Origin of the sequence: Acinetobacter sp. YH1901134 (genome assembly GCF_013416965.1) — a bacterium.
Classification (GTDB): domain Bacteria; phylum Pseudomonadota; class Gammaproteobacteria; order Pseudomonadales; family Moraxellaceae; genus Acinetobacter; species Acinetobacter amyesii.
The window spans coordinates 130,766-144,828 of sequence record NZ_VPEW01000001.1; the positions used below are offsets into that span (position 1 = coordinate 130,766).

Below are 14,063 nucleotides of genomic sequence, written 5' to 3' on the forward strand. Positions count from 1 at the left end.
AATATTTGTATGGCAAAAACACCGAATAAATTTTTAGCCCCAGTGATTATTGCAGGGATCACAGTTGGTTTTTTGGCGAGTGCACGACACTTTATTTTTGCAAAATCAAAACGCACTGATTTGGAGCAGACAGAACAATCACCGCCAAACAGTGAAAAAAATTATACCAATCAGTCTAAAAAAAATGATTGAAATTTACTCGAAAATTGGTATTTTAAGTAATAGTGATATATGGAATATTACTTAAAATATAAAAACTTAGGATTCATATTGCTGTCATGAATGACACTTATGATCCGTGCAAAGGAATGGCAAAATGGGGGTAATTTCAATGCTCAATACTTTAGTATCGACACTCAAACAAACCGCAAGCGTGCAACCACAACATATTTCAGTTGCCGTTGAAAAAATGGATTTGACGATTCAACGAACTTCGACGTCGTCGGTATCATTATTTAAAACTGACTATCTTGAATAAATCAGATCGGATAAGAAAAAGGGCTGAATGAATCAGCCCTTTTTTATGCAGAGATCATCTGCAGGTTATGTTTAATTAATTCTTGTCGAGATCAGACGTATTCAGAAGCTGCATGCGCAGAAGCCCATGCCCATTGGAAGTTGTATCCACCTAAATGACCTGTTACATCGAGCACTTCACCAATAAAGTACAAACCTTTCTGCTTTTTACTTTCCATGGTTTTTGATGAGATTTCAGTGGTATCGACACCACCGAGTGTAACTTCAGCAGTACGGTAACCTTCAGTGCCTGATGGCTTCACTTCAAAGCTTTCCAGACGGCTTGCAATGAGTTCTAGTTTTTCATCACTGATATTGCCAATGGCTAATTCAGCTTGTTCAGGCCAAATCAGATTTTGTAATTCTATAACTACACTTTTCGGTAAGTGTTCATTGAACAGTGTGCGCAGTAACACTTTTGGTTGACTAGATTTCTTAGATTTGAGGAAATCTAAAACATCTAAAGCTGGAAGGAAATTGATGTTAAAGCGTTGACCGACATCCCAGTAGTTTGAAAGCTGCAATGAGCTTGGGCCACTTAAACCACGGTGAGTAAAGAGTAAAGCCTCAGTAAAACTATTTAACTCATTCGATAACGTCGCTTCAACAGCATTGCCGCTCAAGCGTGTGGTGACTTCTTTAAAACTATCGGAGAAAGTGAAGGGTACTAAGCCTGCACGAGTGGGGTAGACAAAATGACCAAATTGTTTGGCAATCTCATAGCCAATTCCTGAACCACCTAACGTTGGAATGGACAGACCACCAGTGGCAATAACCACCGATTCTGCTTCAAAAAAGCCTAGATTGGTTGCCACTTGAAAGCCTTGTTCAGGTAAGGCATTGACTGCTTTTACTTCACAGTTGGTTTTAATATCTACCAAGCCTGTTTTGTCACATTCTGCCAATAGCATGGCGAGAATTTCTTTTGCACCATTTTGGGTAAATAACTGCCCATGTTTGCGCTCTTCGTACTCAATGCCATATTCGCAGACCATACCAATGAAGTCCCAGTTGGTATAGCGAGTTAATGCCGAAATAACAAAGTGCGGATTATGTGAAATATAATTTTCTGGTTCGACATACAAATTGGTGAAATTACATTTACCACCACCAGACATCAGGATCTTTTTGCCAACTTTATTGGCTTTTTCAACCACCAAAACTTTGCGTCCACGCTGCGCCGCTTTATATGCCGTCATTAAGCCTGATGCACCAGCACCTAAAACAAGGACATCATATTGATTTTGCGACATGGTAAGTTTCCGCGTGGAAGAAAGGACGCAGGATTATACGCTTTTTAGCGCTTCGGTTGAACCTTTCAGGCGACCTTGTAGGCCACCAGTATGGATCACTAAAACACGCTGATGGCTTGTAATTTGACCCCGCTCAATCATGCTGAAAATACCTCGCAGCATTTTAGCCGTATAAACCTGTTCTAATGGGATCGCATAGCGTTGTTCAAAGTCATGCATAAACTGTAATAGTTCCGGCGTTATTTTGGCATAGCCGCCACAGCAAAATTCATCACTGATGTTCCAATTGGTTTTCTGCGTCAACTGAGCAACATCGTCGCAAAGAAAATTGCCTTTGAGGGCAGAAAAACCAAGAACATGTTGATGTTTCGCACTGGCTTCGATCAAGCCCGTTATGGTTCCACCTGTACCGACGGCACAGCAGATGAGATCAAAATTTTTTTGATTTTCATGGCTTAAGATTTCCGTACAGCCACGGATAGCCAATCCATTAGTTCCACCTTCAGGAATGACATAATGTTCGGGATATTGCTGTTGTAATTGCGCTAAAGCGTCTACTTGTTTCTGTTCTCGATACTTTTGGCGTGTAACAAAACTGAGCTGCATACCAAACTGTTCGGCGGTGGCTAAAGTAGGATTTCGGGCTTGATGTTGTAATTCCTCCCCACGGATGATGCCTAAACTGCCGAATCCAAATAAATGTGCAGCATATGCAGTGGCTGCAATGTGATTTGAATAAGCACCGCCAAAGCTAAGCACCTGTTTAAACCCTAATTTCTGCGCCTCAATAAAATTATATTTGAGTTTATAAAATTTATTGCCTGATATTTGTGGGTGTACCAAGTCCAAACGCTTAATACACAAATCAACCCCTTGATATTGAATAGTCTGCTCAGGAATGGCGTGGGCGATAGATTCAAACATGCTGGTAATCGTTATCTTGGTGGTTGGAGGTCAAATAGGTAGGCATTGTAAAACGGGAGGTGCAGAAGATGAAATCCTTTACATCTTGTATTGTTCAACTTTGCTTATAGTACTTCACTGCCAGCGTCCGCTAACTATCAACATCAACTAACTAGCAACATCTACGGAGGTGACGACAGACATACCGGGTCTTAAGTTTTCAAAACCTTGTTGATTGGGATCAATCGCAATTTTCACGGCAATGCGTTGCACGACTTTGGTGAAATTTCCTGTGGCATTGTCAGGTTTCAATACACTAAATTCAGAACCAGCCGCAGGGGAGATTTGCTCAACTTTGCCGTAAAATTTTTGATGTTTCATGCCATCGACGCTGAACCACGCTTTTTGACCAATATGCATATCTGCAATTTGCGTTTCTTTAAAGTTGGCAGTCACCCAGCGCTGCTGTGGAATTAAATACATCAGTTGAGAGCCTGCCGCAACATATTGTCCAATACGCGGGCTGACTTCGCCAAGCTGACCATCCATAGGTGCCACAATCGTGCTGTAGTCTTTAGTGGTCACTGCCTGATCAAATTGTGCTTTGGCACTATTCACTTGCGCTTTAAGCCCTGTCGCTGCAACTTGTGCAGTTTTGAATGATTCTTTGGCAACTAGTAAATTGGCTTCTGCTTGATGAAGTTGGGCCAAACTATTTTTAGCGTCTGCAGTGGCTTTATCTTGTTCTGATTTCGATGCAGCGCCAGTATTGCCGAGTTGTTGGTAGCGCGTCATTTGTGCAAGAGCTAATTCATAAGCCGCACGTGATTGGTCCACTTTCGCTTCGGCTGCCGTAATATCTGCTCTGCGTTGTTCAATGGCCTGGCTTTGATTGGCAAGCGAGTTCTGTGCTTGTTCCACCCCAGATTCAGCCTGTGTGACTTTTTGATCATAGGTCGTTGCATCGATATGCATAAGCACTTGACCTTTTTTCACATGATCAAAATCCGTCACCAAAACATCTTTCACATAACCATTAATTTGTGATGAAAGCACCGTGGTTTTGCCTTTGACATAGCTATTTTCAGTCGACTCGATACTGTTATGAAATGGACCAATCCGCCACGCCCATAAGATCAGCGCAATCCCCAACAAGAGGATGATCAACATAAAAATCAAGGTACGCTGCGGCGTAGAAATAAGCTTGCTCGATGGCGCAGGCATAGTAGCTTCTGTTTGTGGTTGCTGCGGTGCTGCTTGCTCAGTGGGTTTATGGTCTTCTGTCATGTTGTTCTCAATATCGATTAGGTCATTTGGCTGTGGCTTATGTTGTGTAAATCGAAGAAATCTAACTACTATCCGTGCGTTGCTGTTGGCGTAATTGATATTTATTTTTGCCCATCAGCAATAAACCCCAAAGCAACAATAAAACGGCGAATATGCCATTTAAAAAAATCACATCGTTATAGGCTCGAACTTGGGCTTCTCGAGTGATGGTTTGATTAAGGCTACGTATGGCTTGTTGTAGGTCTAAATTGGGGTCTAAAGAATATTGATGCGCAATTTGAGCCAATTGTTGTAGGCGCTGTTCCACTACAGGTGAGGTTTGCGATAAATCATTATAAATCTGTGCCTGATAGGTTTGGGTACGCATTTGCTGGTAGGTCGAAAAGAACGAGGATCCGACCAATCCCCCAAAGGTTTGCGTTGCAGAAAACAGCACGATAAACGTCACCATGTGAGATGGGCCTTTTTGCAAAGCACTGACAATGCCTGTAAGTAAAAGTGGGCCAATAAACATGCCACTGGCAAAGCCCACCAAAAACTGACTCCAATAAAAATCATGCGGTCGTACATCACTGGTCAGGTGGTAATCCAGTGCACAGGCGAAGAGCACGAGACCTGCTGCACCAAGTAGATGAAGTACGATTTTTTCTTTGGAAAAGGTCAGGGCACTAAACACTGTGCCTAAGACAATTCCGATCAGCACAACGGTATAAAAAGAAACGAATTGGTCGGGTCCCATGCCCATGGTTTTCAAAAAATTCACGGCTGCATAGCTTTGTTCTGACATGAGAAAGCGAATGGCAAAGGCACCGATAATAAAATTCACGGTCGACGATGTTCCTAGCCAGCGTGTGACAATAAGGGGATTGACCCGAAAATGTTCATAGGTCAGACCAACAACTAAAAGAATCAAAGCGGCGATGAGTAAATAGGCCAACCATTCAGCTTCAAACCACCAAAGAATCGGGCCTTGAGTCAACACGATACATAGCAACGCAAAGCCGGGTGCTAATAATGCAAAGGTGAATAAATCTTGCTTTTCAAACACTTCTATACGTAGGCTTCGTGGCAGTTTTAGAGAGACCACCATCGCCAAACAACATAAGGCTAAACCTAATTCAAAGGTGTAAAAAATAGACCAATCGTTGACATCGACCAGATAGGGCGACATGATCCATGCTAGCGGAATCCCCAACTGCTGAAAGCCCAAAGCTAGATAAAGCCCACGACCAAAATGAGCACGTTTAAAGGCTTGCATGATGTAATACATCCCAAGCGAACTGAGTGGAGCTGCAAGTAAGCCGCTAATCACCCGTGCAAAAATTGCCATTTCATAGGTATGGACGAATAAATGCAGCACCATCACCGCGATAAATAAAACCAAACCAATTTCTGAAAATAGCCTAAGTCCATATTGTTGACGGGCTTTAAATAAGATCAGATTAGAGCTGACATTGGCCATAACAAATGCCGCAGGAATCCAAGCCGCTTCTGAAGGCGTTAAACCATATTCACCTTGTAGAAGGGGAAGATTTGCCGTGATAAATCCATTACTTAAACTCCCCGAGATCGCAACAAATAAACCGATAAAGAAGTATAAAAAACGCTTATAGGTCGGATGTGCAATCGCAGCAGGAGAGCCGGGCAAAGTCGGTTTTTCTTCGGGTGTCCAATCCGGAGCAGGTTCCAATAAACGTGGAGGTTTGGACATGACGTATTACCCGCAAATACCATGTAGTAAAAACTCAACGGCACGTTTGGCGAGTTTTTCCTGATCTGCTTCGGTATGGCCTTGTAAAGCTGCACGTAAAATGGAAGTGACCATGGCATAGTCTGCCGGTTTAAAGTCTGCTCGACAGCGACCATTTTGAATGGCCTGATTAATCATCGGTTGCAAAATGGCATCACGTCGTTGGTATATTTCAACCATGGCAGGATCATCCCGATCGATCACACGCCAATATTCCATTAGGGCTGTGAGATAGGGAATATTATAAATATGGTCTTGAATGAGGCGAATAAATCCATCATCGAACTGTGCATAATTAAGCGCACGCTGTTCAAGTCGGTTCAAGGCAGCTTGCATTAAGGCGAGTACCAACTCACGACGGTCATTAAAATTACGATAAAACGTCGCACGTCCAACTTGAGCCTGATCCATGATGAGTTGTAAAGGCGCATTGATTCCGTGAATACGGAATACCTCAATCGCAGCTTCTAAAAGGATTTCACGATTTTGTGCAGCGAGTTGTTGACGTGTGGACATTATTCTTTGACAGCATCATTTTAAATTTATCTAGATATTAAACGGACAAAAGTGTCCGAAGTAAAATCGTATTCGATAGCAGTTTTGTAACTTGTTATTTATGTAGTTTTAATAAAATGAATAAATTATATATTTTAAAAGGAAATATTTTTCTATTGGCATCTATTTTCATCCGCATTCGTAAGACCGTTGAGACATAATTCCTGACAATTGACCCTAAATCGGCAGATAAATAAGGTGAATATCTGCACAAAAATGCTATGCTGATTTTATAAGCAAGATAATTATAAAAATGGAGGGCATCCAATGCGCAAATTAAGTCGGGCTGTGCTGCCTATGCTGTGCCTGTGCAGTTTTTGGATGGTGGGTTGTGATACGACTGACGAATTGCATCGTCCTCAAAATGAACATCGCACCATGATCATTGGCGGTGTCCCTGTGAATGACCATGACTATAAATTGCCCCGTGAAGATGTTGCACTCAATGAAGCCGCTGCAGATGACGATTAGCACATAGGTGCATAAAAAATAGGGTGGACATACTGTCAGTACACGGTAGTGAGACGTGACATGTAAAGAGTCACAGATGCAGTGTGCTACGTCAGATGTGTGAACATTTTGAAGTAGACGTCTTACTTCTGCAGTTTAGTTTGTTGGATTAAAGCCTTACAAACATTTAAAAAGGCTCTGTACTCGCCCAGTATGCCCGAACTGGAATGAACCGCGGTTCAATTGATTAAATCAGGTCAATTTGCCAATTTGATGCCTGAATTTCTAAGTTATTTTGTCTAAGTTGCTGACTAATATTGTCGGCCTGTTTTTGTAAATCTGCCACTGCAATGGTTTTAATCCAACGGATTTCACTTGAGCTATAACGACCATTTTCACGGCGTGAGCTGTCAATTGCTTGTTGCAAGATTCGATGCTGCTGGGTCAATAAATCACGTTCATTGAGCACTGAAAGCATGGAGCGTCCAGAACGGGTTTTAGCCTGTGCATTGGTGGCGTGAATCTTTTCAATTAAGCCATAAAGTTCTGTATTTACGGCAAATGCTTCTTGAATTAAAGCATTCGGTTCTTCGCTAGGTGCATCACCTTCTTGAATGAGCACGTTGTTATTGATTCGTTGTTGCAGTGAAGCCAATTTTGTTTGTAAGTCACTGCGTAAAAGTAGGGCTTCGGCTAATTTCATTGTTTTGATATTAATTTGTACTTTTAGCGATCATGCGATGGATTAATGCAGTATTCAAGTTATTTATAGTGAAAAATTTGGTCAATTAAAATAAACACTGCAAATTATAGGGAGAAATTCAGAGATTCTATCTGTAAAATTGCCACGAATTTAAGTGAAAACGGTGTGATAGTGGAATCATTTTGGATATTAGGCTCGATTGCGGCAGCACTATTACTTGGTGCAATGAGCCCAGGGCCAACGTCAATTTATGTGGCGAAGAATTCCATTGCAATTTCACGTAAACACGGTTTATTTACCGCACTTGGTACAGGTTTGGGCGCTGCAATATTTGGGCTATTAGCGGTATTGGGTTTGCAGGCATTTTTATTGGCTGTACCTTCTGCATATTTGGCTTTAAAAATTTGTGGTGGTTTATATCTGCTTTGGATGGCATTTAAAATTATAAAACATGCCAAAGAACCGATTGAAGCAGGTGATGCCAGCAGCTCGCAAATGTCACTTCGTCGTGCATTTACCACTGGTTTAATTACCCAGTTGTCGAATCCGAAAATTGCAATTGTGTTAGCCAGTATTTTTACGGCACTTTTACCCAAAGATATTCCGACGTATTTCTACTTTGTATTGCCTGTTTTGTGTTTCTTTATCGATGCAGGGTGGTGCTCATTGGTCGCTGTGGCTTTATCGGCAGAAAAACCACGTAAAGTCTATTTGAAGTTTAAAGCGGGTTTTGATCGGGCAGCAGGGGCAGTGATGACAGTGCTTGGGTTAAAGCTGATTTTTGGAATGAAGTGATTGAACGAAAAAAAAGCCTCTACGAATAGAAGCTTTTTTATGCAATTTTATTTGTTGCATTCTGGTTGTGAACGGTCAATAACTTGTGTACCTTCAACGCGATAGCCAATTTGACCAACAAGGAATGCTTGGTTTAGTTGAGTGATAACAACGTCTGAAAGTGCAACTGCACAGCGGTCTTTTTCGATAGCACGGTCAATTGCTGTTTTGAAATTTGGAATACCTAGTGGGAATAACACAACTGGTACTTTATCTTCACCAGTAACGCGCTGACCTTTTACGAATTGATTTGAGTTTAAATTATAGTTTTTTGTAGAAGCTACAGTCATATCCGCCATACGGATTGAACAGCCAGTGAAAGCCACTGTCGAAACTGCTAGTGCTGCAACCAATAATTTTTTCATGTTGTACCCCTAAGATTAATAAATTATAAAAAGCGAGCACATTTTATATAAAGATAGTGAAATATCAATAAATTAAATTTACTTTAATTTTAATAAGTAGTTTTTTTCATAGAGCGATTTGTCAATATTTTAGTTTTAGCTCTTTTTAGCATAGTGAATGCTTAAAGCTTTTAGTTGTTTGGAATGAATGGTTTCATTGGGGTCACAATGAATTTTCCCTCTCCTTTTAGGAGAGGGTTAGGGAGAGGTATATATTTGAAAGAGTTAAAATTTGTATGCGGGTTTGATTAAAAAATATAATCTATAGAAGTACATATTTAATAAATTGAAAAAATGGCGAAAGATTGGTTTGATTTTCAGGAAAAAATAGCACAGCATTTTCGTAGTCTAGGAGTAAAGGCTGTTACCAATGAGACTATTACTGGTGTTCGAACCGAACATGATATTGATATTTATGTTACTTCTAAATATTTAGGTACAAATATCAAATGGGTGATAGAAGCAAAATATTGGAAAACAAAAGTTCCAAAAGAAAAAGTTTTAGCCCTACGCACTATAGTCGATGATATTGGAGCAGATAAGGGTTTTATTATTTCACAAATTGGTTTCCAATCTGGTGCAATAGAGGCTACTAAAAATACAAATATTGAACTCTACACTTTAGATGAATTAATTTTTAAAACTAAAAGTTATATTCAAAATGAAATTTTAGAAACATATATTCAAAGAGCAAGGCTACTTGAAATAAGGTATTTTTCACATGAAAAATCTATACGAAAAGAATATGGATTAAGAGAAGAAATTTATGACACTCCAAAGTTCTCAGTTGCTTGGTTATTGTTAACAATATTTGACGTATTAACAAAAGCTAAAAATAATTTGTATTCAATTGACTTAAGAACACATTTAATTGAAAAGGTTGGACATGATTTAGCAGAAGATTTTATTGAATTAGTTCAATGGTTAAACTTGAATCTTAATTGGTTGGATCAAAAGCTATTAAATGCTGAATATCAAATGATAATGGATGGTGTTTTTAAGCCATCTTTAGTTGAACCTAAAGCAGATCAAGAAGCTATATATGAATTAATTCAAAATATTAGAACTAATGAATAAAATCATCTCAAATTTATAAGAAGACCTCTCCCTAACCCTCTCCTAAAAGGAGAGGGAACTTTTAGGCATAAAAAAAGCCCCTACAACGTAGAGGCTTTTTTTTATCTAAGACTTTAAATCTTAAGAAACTTTATCACCAGCTTTAGCACCAGATTCAGGTGAAATCACCCAAACACCATCGCCATTACCCGCAGCTAAAACCATACCGTTAGAAATACCAAAACGCATCTTACGCGGTGCAAGGTTCGCAACCATTACCACCAATTTGCCTTTAAGGTCTTCAGGTTGGTAGAACTCACGGATACCGCTAAATACGTTACGCGGTTCAGCTTCACCAACATTTAAAGTCAATTGAAGCAGTTTATCCGAACCTTCGACGTGAGCAGCTTCAAGAACTTCAGCCACACGCAAGTCAACTTTCATAAAGTCTTCGATACCGATAATTTCAGCTTCGCCGACTTTAGGCTCAGGTTTCTTTTCAGCTTTCTTCTCTTTTTTCTTCTCAGCTTTTGGTGCTTCCGCGGGTGCAGCTAAAGAGTCTTTAGATGCATCAACCATAGCAGCAACCGCTTTCGGGTCTACACGTTGCATCAATGGTTGGAATTGAGCAATTTCATGATCCACTAAAATCGTTTTGCCTGAAGCAAAGTCGAAAGATTCTAATTTTAAGAAGCTTTGAACTTCAGCTGCCAATGTAGGAAGTACTGGCGCAAGATACACAGCCAATTGACGGAATAGGTTAATACCTACTGAACACACGTCATGTACTTGTTGTTCTTCGCCTTCAATTTTCGCTAAAGCCCAAGGCTTTTTCTCGTCGATATATTGGTTGGCTTTGTCAGCAAGCGCCATGATTTCACGGATTGCAGCAGAGAATTCACGTGCTTCATATTGAGCAGCGATTGAAGCGCCTGCATCAATAAAGCTTTGTACCAATTCAGGTTCAGCACACGTTGCAGAAAGGTTGTTATCAAACTTGGTGTTTATGAACTTGGCACAACGGCTTGCGATATTGACCACTTTACCAACAAGGTCGGAGTTTACTTTCTGAACGAAATCATCAAGATTTAAGTCAGAATCTTCAACTTTGTCAGAAAGCTTCGACGCGAAGTAGTAACGTAAGTATTCAGGGTTCAAATGCTCAAGATACGTTTCCGCTTTAATGAAGGTACCGCGAGATTTAGACATCTTCTGACCGTTTACAGTCAAGAAACCGTTGACGAATAAGCTTGTTGGGGTGCGGTAGTTTGCACCTTCAAGCATTGCAGGCCAGAACAACGCGTGGAAGTAAACGATGTCTTTACCAATGAAGTGATAGACTTCATTTTTCGAATCTTTTTTCCAGTAATCGTCAAAGCTTAAATCTGGACGTTTAGTCTTGATGTAGTTTTCAAAGCTCGACATATAGCCGATTGGCGCATCTACCCAAACGTAGAAATATTTGTTTGGCGCATCTGGAATTTCAAAACCAAAGTAAGGTGCATCACGAGAAATATCCCAATCCGATAAACCTGCTTCAAACCATTCATCAAGTTTATTGGCAATTGACACAGGCAGACGGCCTTCGTCTCTTGTCCATTTTTGCAGGTATTCACCAAAGTTCGGCAGTTTAAAGAAGTAGTGATCTGAAGATTTTTCTACAGGTGTCGCACCGCTCAAAGTCGATTTTGGATTGAGTAATTCAGTTGCGTTGTATGTTGTACCACACACTTCACATGAGTCGCCGTATTGGTCTTCCGCTTTACATTTCGGGCATGTACCTTTAATGAAACGATCCGACAAGAACATTGCTTTTTCAGGGTCAAACAATTGCGTCACAGGGCGTACAGCAATGTTGCCCGCTTCACGGTTTTTGATATAAATCTCAGAAGCACGTGCTTGGTTTTCAGGGCTATTAGTTGAGTCGTAATGGTCAAAGTCAACTCTAAAGCCAGCAAAGTCACGTTCATGTTCTTTTTGCACATTGGCAATTTGCTGTTCAGGCGAAATACCATTGGCTTCCGCACGTAGCATAATCGCTGTACCGTGAGCATCATCCGCACATACATAAGTCACGTTATGACCCATTGCACGCATGGCACGAACCCAAATATCAGCTTGGATATAACCGAGTAAATGACCCATATGAATTGGGCCATTCGCGTATGGAAGGGCGTTAGTAACTAAAATATTACGCACGGATATGACTCTCTCATTCGTATTTATGCAATGGGCTGTAATTTTACATGAGATAGCCAGTACTTGCACAAGGGAATAGGTGAAATCTTTGCAAAAGTAAAAAAATCTATATTGCTGACACAATTACAGTGATAATAGGGCATAACTGTGATGCTTAAGAGTAAGAAGCCCATGTATGAAGATGACTATGAAGACGATCAGCCAATCACTCGTATTCCTCAAAATGAACAGCGTCATAAATTGGGGCATCACATTATTAAAGATGCGCAGCAATATTTAGAACAGATTTCTGCAGATGAGCATGCCTTACTGATTCAAACCCTGCGTCATTTGGCACAAGATGAGCCTTATTTCGATATTTTGGCCGATGAACTAGATCAGCCTATAGAAATGAAAGTAGCGAATGATGCTTTAAATTTATTGTATTTTTGGCAACTGCTTCATCAACATGAAGATCAAAAACAGTTTCATTTACTCGATGCGATTAACACCGAGTTTTTTCAGACAGAAATGTTGAAAGCCTTTGATGCCTTAGAGATTGGTGAAAATAAAGCGCAACGTCGTTTGGTTCTACTTGAAGCTTTTAAACTGTATAAGCTGAATTTCCATGCCGGTTGTATCCCTGTCTTGTATGCACAGTTAGAAGGCATTTTAACGGATGTACTGATTCAAACGGGCTTTTTAAAGCAGAGCGGTACCAAGTTTGTCGATGTATATAAAATTGTACCCGGTCTAAAAGGCAGTGAAATTAAGAGTCTTTGGCATAAAGCAAAAATTGCCAATGAACTGAATCATTATTTTGCTGAATTAGCTGCTTATCAAATGGATAGCAGTTCAACAGTTGCGATGACGCGCCATAATATTTTACATGGAACAGAGCTTACCCATTTCAATCAAGGTCGTAGCTTTGTACTCTTTATTTGGTTATTTGCAGCAGTTAGTTTTATGAGCACAGTCAGCAAATAATCTTTTTATGTAGCGGTAAAGTGCGTGATTAGGGGCTTTACCGTTATTCCTTTTGCTTAATTTAGATTGATGAATATCAATACAATAAAAATAGCCTTTATATTTTTCAATGATTTAATACATTTAAACTCGGATCAATTTTAAATCCTAAACTTATGCCAAAAAGCATAAATGCAACGTCATGTAGCTCAATTGTTTCTAAATGCATATTTTTAAGGTCATCCCGTCAAAGCACGTTATAACTATTGTTAGACAATAACAGAGAAGAGGCGAGAACGATGACAACTGAAAATAAAATTGATCAATTGAAAGATAAAGCGTCAGAATTGGGTGATGATCTAAAGCTCAAAGCCAAAGAAGCTCAGCTTGAAGGTGAAAAAGCACTCGATGGTACAAAGCATAAAGTTGAAGAACTCAAGCTTGAGGGTGAAAAAACCTTAAATGACGCCAAACATGAACATGCAGAACAGCATGCTGAAACCAAAGACCGTCTAGAGCAGTTAAAAGCAGAAGCGAGTCATAAATTTGATGAAGCCAAAGTCAAAGCTTCCGAACTTAAACATGAGGCTGTCGAAAAATTTGATGAACTAAAAGTGCAGGCGACAGAGAAATTTGACGAGTTAAAAAAGAAAGCCACTGACACACTGAATAAGTTTAAAAAAGATGATCAAGCTTAATTGGGTCTAATGAAAAAAGCCGTTCTATCAAGAGCGGCTTTTTTAGGATTCATTGTTTTAATCCATCTAAATTTTCAGTCTTAATATTTTTGACTTGATCATCGACTACGGTAATCACATAGCGCATATTGGCAATTTCATAGGTGTAATCTACCGCTAGTTTCGCAGGCAGATTTTTCTCTTGCAGCGGATAAGACACCATTTTCATCGGAGATGCTTGCATACGCGAGCGCATGAGATCGATGCTATCACCAATCGCTACAGTTTGTCGGTCAGGTGTTTGAATGGCTTCAGTCGCAATTTCTGCATAGGTTGCTGAAGTCAGGAGCATCAAGGCACATAAAGTCGTTTTATAAATATTCTTCTTATAGATAGTCTTCGGATACATCGTCATCCCCATTTTAAAAACTAAAAAGCACAAAATGTGCCTTTAGATTGCACATCCATCGCTATGATTATTCTGTTGAACCGACTGAAATATAAACTGAAATTACGCTGAAAATGTATGGT

Annotated in this window: 16 protein-coding genes; 7 read left to right on the forward strand and 9 right to left on the reverse strand. The window is 39.9% G+C overall.

What is annotated here, in order from left to right; genetic code table 11:
- The first annotated feature begins 9 nt into the window (after window positions 1–9).
- The gene (locus tag FTV50_RS00605; RefSeq protein WP_180023149.1) at window positions 10–192 is read left to right on the forward strand and encodes a hypothetical protein; all 183 of its coding nucleotides are present in this window, start codon (window positions 10–12) and stop codon (window positions 190–192) included.
- Window positions 193–316: 124 nt separating this feature from the next.
- Window positions 317–478, forward strand: coding sequence for a hypothetical protein (locus tag FTV50_RS00610; protein ID WP_162689753.1), 162 nt, complete (start codon window positions 317–319; stop codon window positions 476–478).
- A 91-nt stretch (window positions 479–569) separates the two neighbouring features.
- Here FTV50_RS00610 and FTV50_RS00615 read toward each other — a convergent pair whose 3' ends face one another.
- The 5 genes from FTV50_RS00615 to FTV50_RS00635 all read right to left on the reverse strand — a co-directional run bounded on the left by FTV50_RS00615 (window position 570) and on the right by FTV50_RS00635 (window position 6,225).
- The gene (locus tag FTV50_RS00615) at window positions 570–1,769 is read right to left on the reverse strand and encodes an NAD(P)/FAD-dependent oxidoreductase (RefSeq protein WP_180023150.1); all 1,200 of its coding nucleotides are present in this window, start codon (window positions 1,767–1,769) and stop codon (window positions 570–572) included.
- Window positions 1,770–1,802: 33 nt separating this feature from the next.
- The gene (locus FTV50_RS00620; RefSeq protein ID WP_180023151.1) at window positions 1,803–2,693 is read right to left on the reverse strand and encodes a 1-aminocyclopropane-1-carboxylate deaminase/D-cysteine desulfhydrase; all 891 of its coding nucleotides are present in this window, start codon (window positions 2,691–2,693) and stop codon (window positions 1,803–1,805) included.
- Window positions 2,694–2,840: 147 nt separating this feature from the next.
- Complete coding sequence (locus FTV50_RS00625) at window positions 2,841–3,959, reverse strand: HlyD family secretion protein (RefSeq protein WP_180023152.1); 1,119 nt, start codon at window positions 3,957–3,959, stop codon at window positions 2,841–2,843.
- A gap of 61 nt (window positions 3,960–4,020) precedes the next feature.
- The gene (locus FTV50_RS00630) at window positions 4,021–5,670 is read right to left on the reverse strand and encodes an MFS transporter (protein WP_180023153.1); all 1,650 of its coding nucleotides are present in this window, start codon (window positions 5,668–5,670) and stop codon (window positions 4,021–4,023) included.
- 6 nt (window positions 5,671–5,676) lie between these two features.
- Window positions 5,677–6,225 (reverse strand): TetR/AcrR family transcriptional regulator, encoded by a 549-nt coding sequence (locus FTV50_RS00635; RefSeq protein ID WP_111884906.1) that lies wholly within the window; start codon window positions 6,223–6,225, stop codon window positions 5,677–5,679.
- 306 nt (window positions 6,226–6,531) lie between these two features.
- Here FTV50_RS00635 and FTV50_RS00640 point away from each other — a divergent pair, with 306 nt between their 5' ends.
- Window positions 6,532–6,735, forward strand: coding sequence for an NF038215 family lipoprotein (locus tag FTV50_RS00640; RefSeq protein ID WP_180023154.1), 204 nt, complete (start codon window positions 6,532–6,534; stop codon window positions 6,733–6,735).
- Between the two features lie 226 nt (window positions 6,736–6,961).
- Here the strand turns inward: FTV50_RS00640 and FTV50_RS00645 are convergent, their stop codons facing one another.
- On the reverse strand, window positions 6,962–7,417 hold the full coding sequence (locus FTV50_RS00645; protein WP_180023155.1) for a DIP1984 family protein: 456 nt from the start codon (window positions 7,415–7,417) through the stop codon (window positions 6,962–6,964).
- Window positions 7,418–7,588: 171 nt separating this feature from the next.
- Here FTV50_RS00645 and FTV50_RS00650 point away from each other — a divergent pair, with 171 nt between their 5' ends.
- A complete protein-coding gene (locus tag FTV50_RS00650) occupies window positions 7,589–8,212 on the forward strand; it encodes a LysE family translocator (RefSeq protein WP_078192408.1) in 624 nt (207 codons plus the stop codon).
- Between the two features lie 47 nt (window positions 8,213–8,259).
- Here FTV50_RS00650 and FTV50_RS00655 read toward each other — a convergent pair whose 3' ends face one another.
- Window positions 8,260–8,616, reverse strand: a complete 357-nt coding sequence (locus FTV50_RS00655; protein ID WP_067764607.1) for a hypothetical protein — start codon at window positions 8,614–8,616, stop codon at window positions 8,260–8,262.
- 333 nt (window positions 8,617–8,949) lie between these two features.
- On the opposite strand from FTV50_RS00655, the gene FTV50_RS00660 reads away from it, so the two are divergent.
- Window positions 8,950–9,732 carry a restriction endonuclease gene (locus tag FTV50_RS00660; protein WP_180023156.1) on the forward strand — a complete coding sequence of 261 codons (783 nt, stop codon included), beginning with the start codon at window positions 8,950–8,952 and terminating at the stop codon, window positions 9,730–9,732.
- 120 nt (window positions 9,733–9,852) lie between these two features.
- Here FTV50_RS00660 and metG read toward each other — a convergent pair whose 3' ends face one another.
- Entirely contained in the window at window positions 9,853–11,910 is a 2,058-nt protein-coding gene (gene metG / locus FTV50_RS00665; protein WP_180023157.1) for a methionine--tRNA ligase, read from the reverse strand.
- Between the two features lie 171 nt (window positions 11,911–12,081).
- On the opposite strand from metG, the gene FTV50_RS00670 reads away from it, so the two are divergent.
- Together FTV50_RS00670 and FTV50_RS00675 are read left to right on the forward strand one after the other, a co-directional pair.
- Window positions 12,082–12,876 (forward strand): hypothetical protein, encoded by a 795-nt coding sequence (locus FTV50_RS00670; RefSeq protein WP_111884911.1) that lies wholly within the window; start codon window positions 12,082–12,084, stop codon window positions 12,874–12,876.
- Between the two features lie 278 nt (window positions 12,877–13,154).
- Window positions 13,155–13,553: a hypothetical protein gene (locus tag FTV50_RS00675; protein ID WP_180007518.1), complete on the forward strand. Its 399-nt coding sequence runs from the start codon at window positions 13,155–13,157 to the stop codon at window positions 13,551–13,553.
- Between the two features lie 49 nt (window positions 13,554–13,602).
- Here FTV50_RS00675 and FTV50_RS00680 read toward each other — a convergent pair whose 3' ends face one another.
- Window positions 13,603–13,941: a hypothetical protein gene (locus tag FTV50_RS00680; protein ID WP_180023158.1), complete on the reverse strand. Its 339-nt coding sequence runs from the start codon at window positions 13,939–13,941 to the stop codon at window positions 13,603–13,605.
- Window positions 13,942–14,063 lie beyond the last annotated feature (122 nt).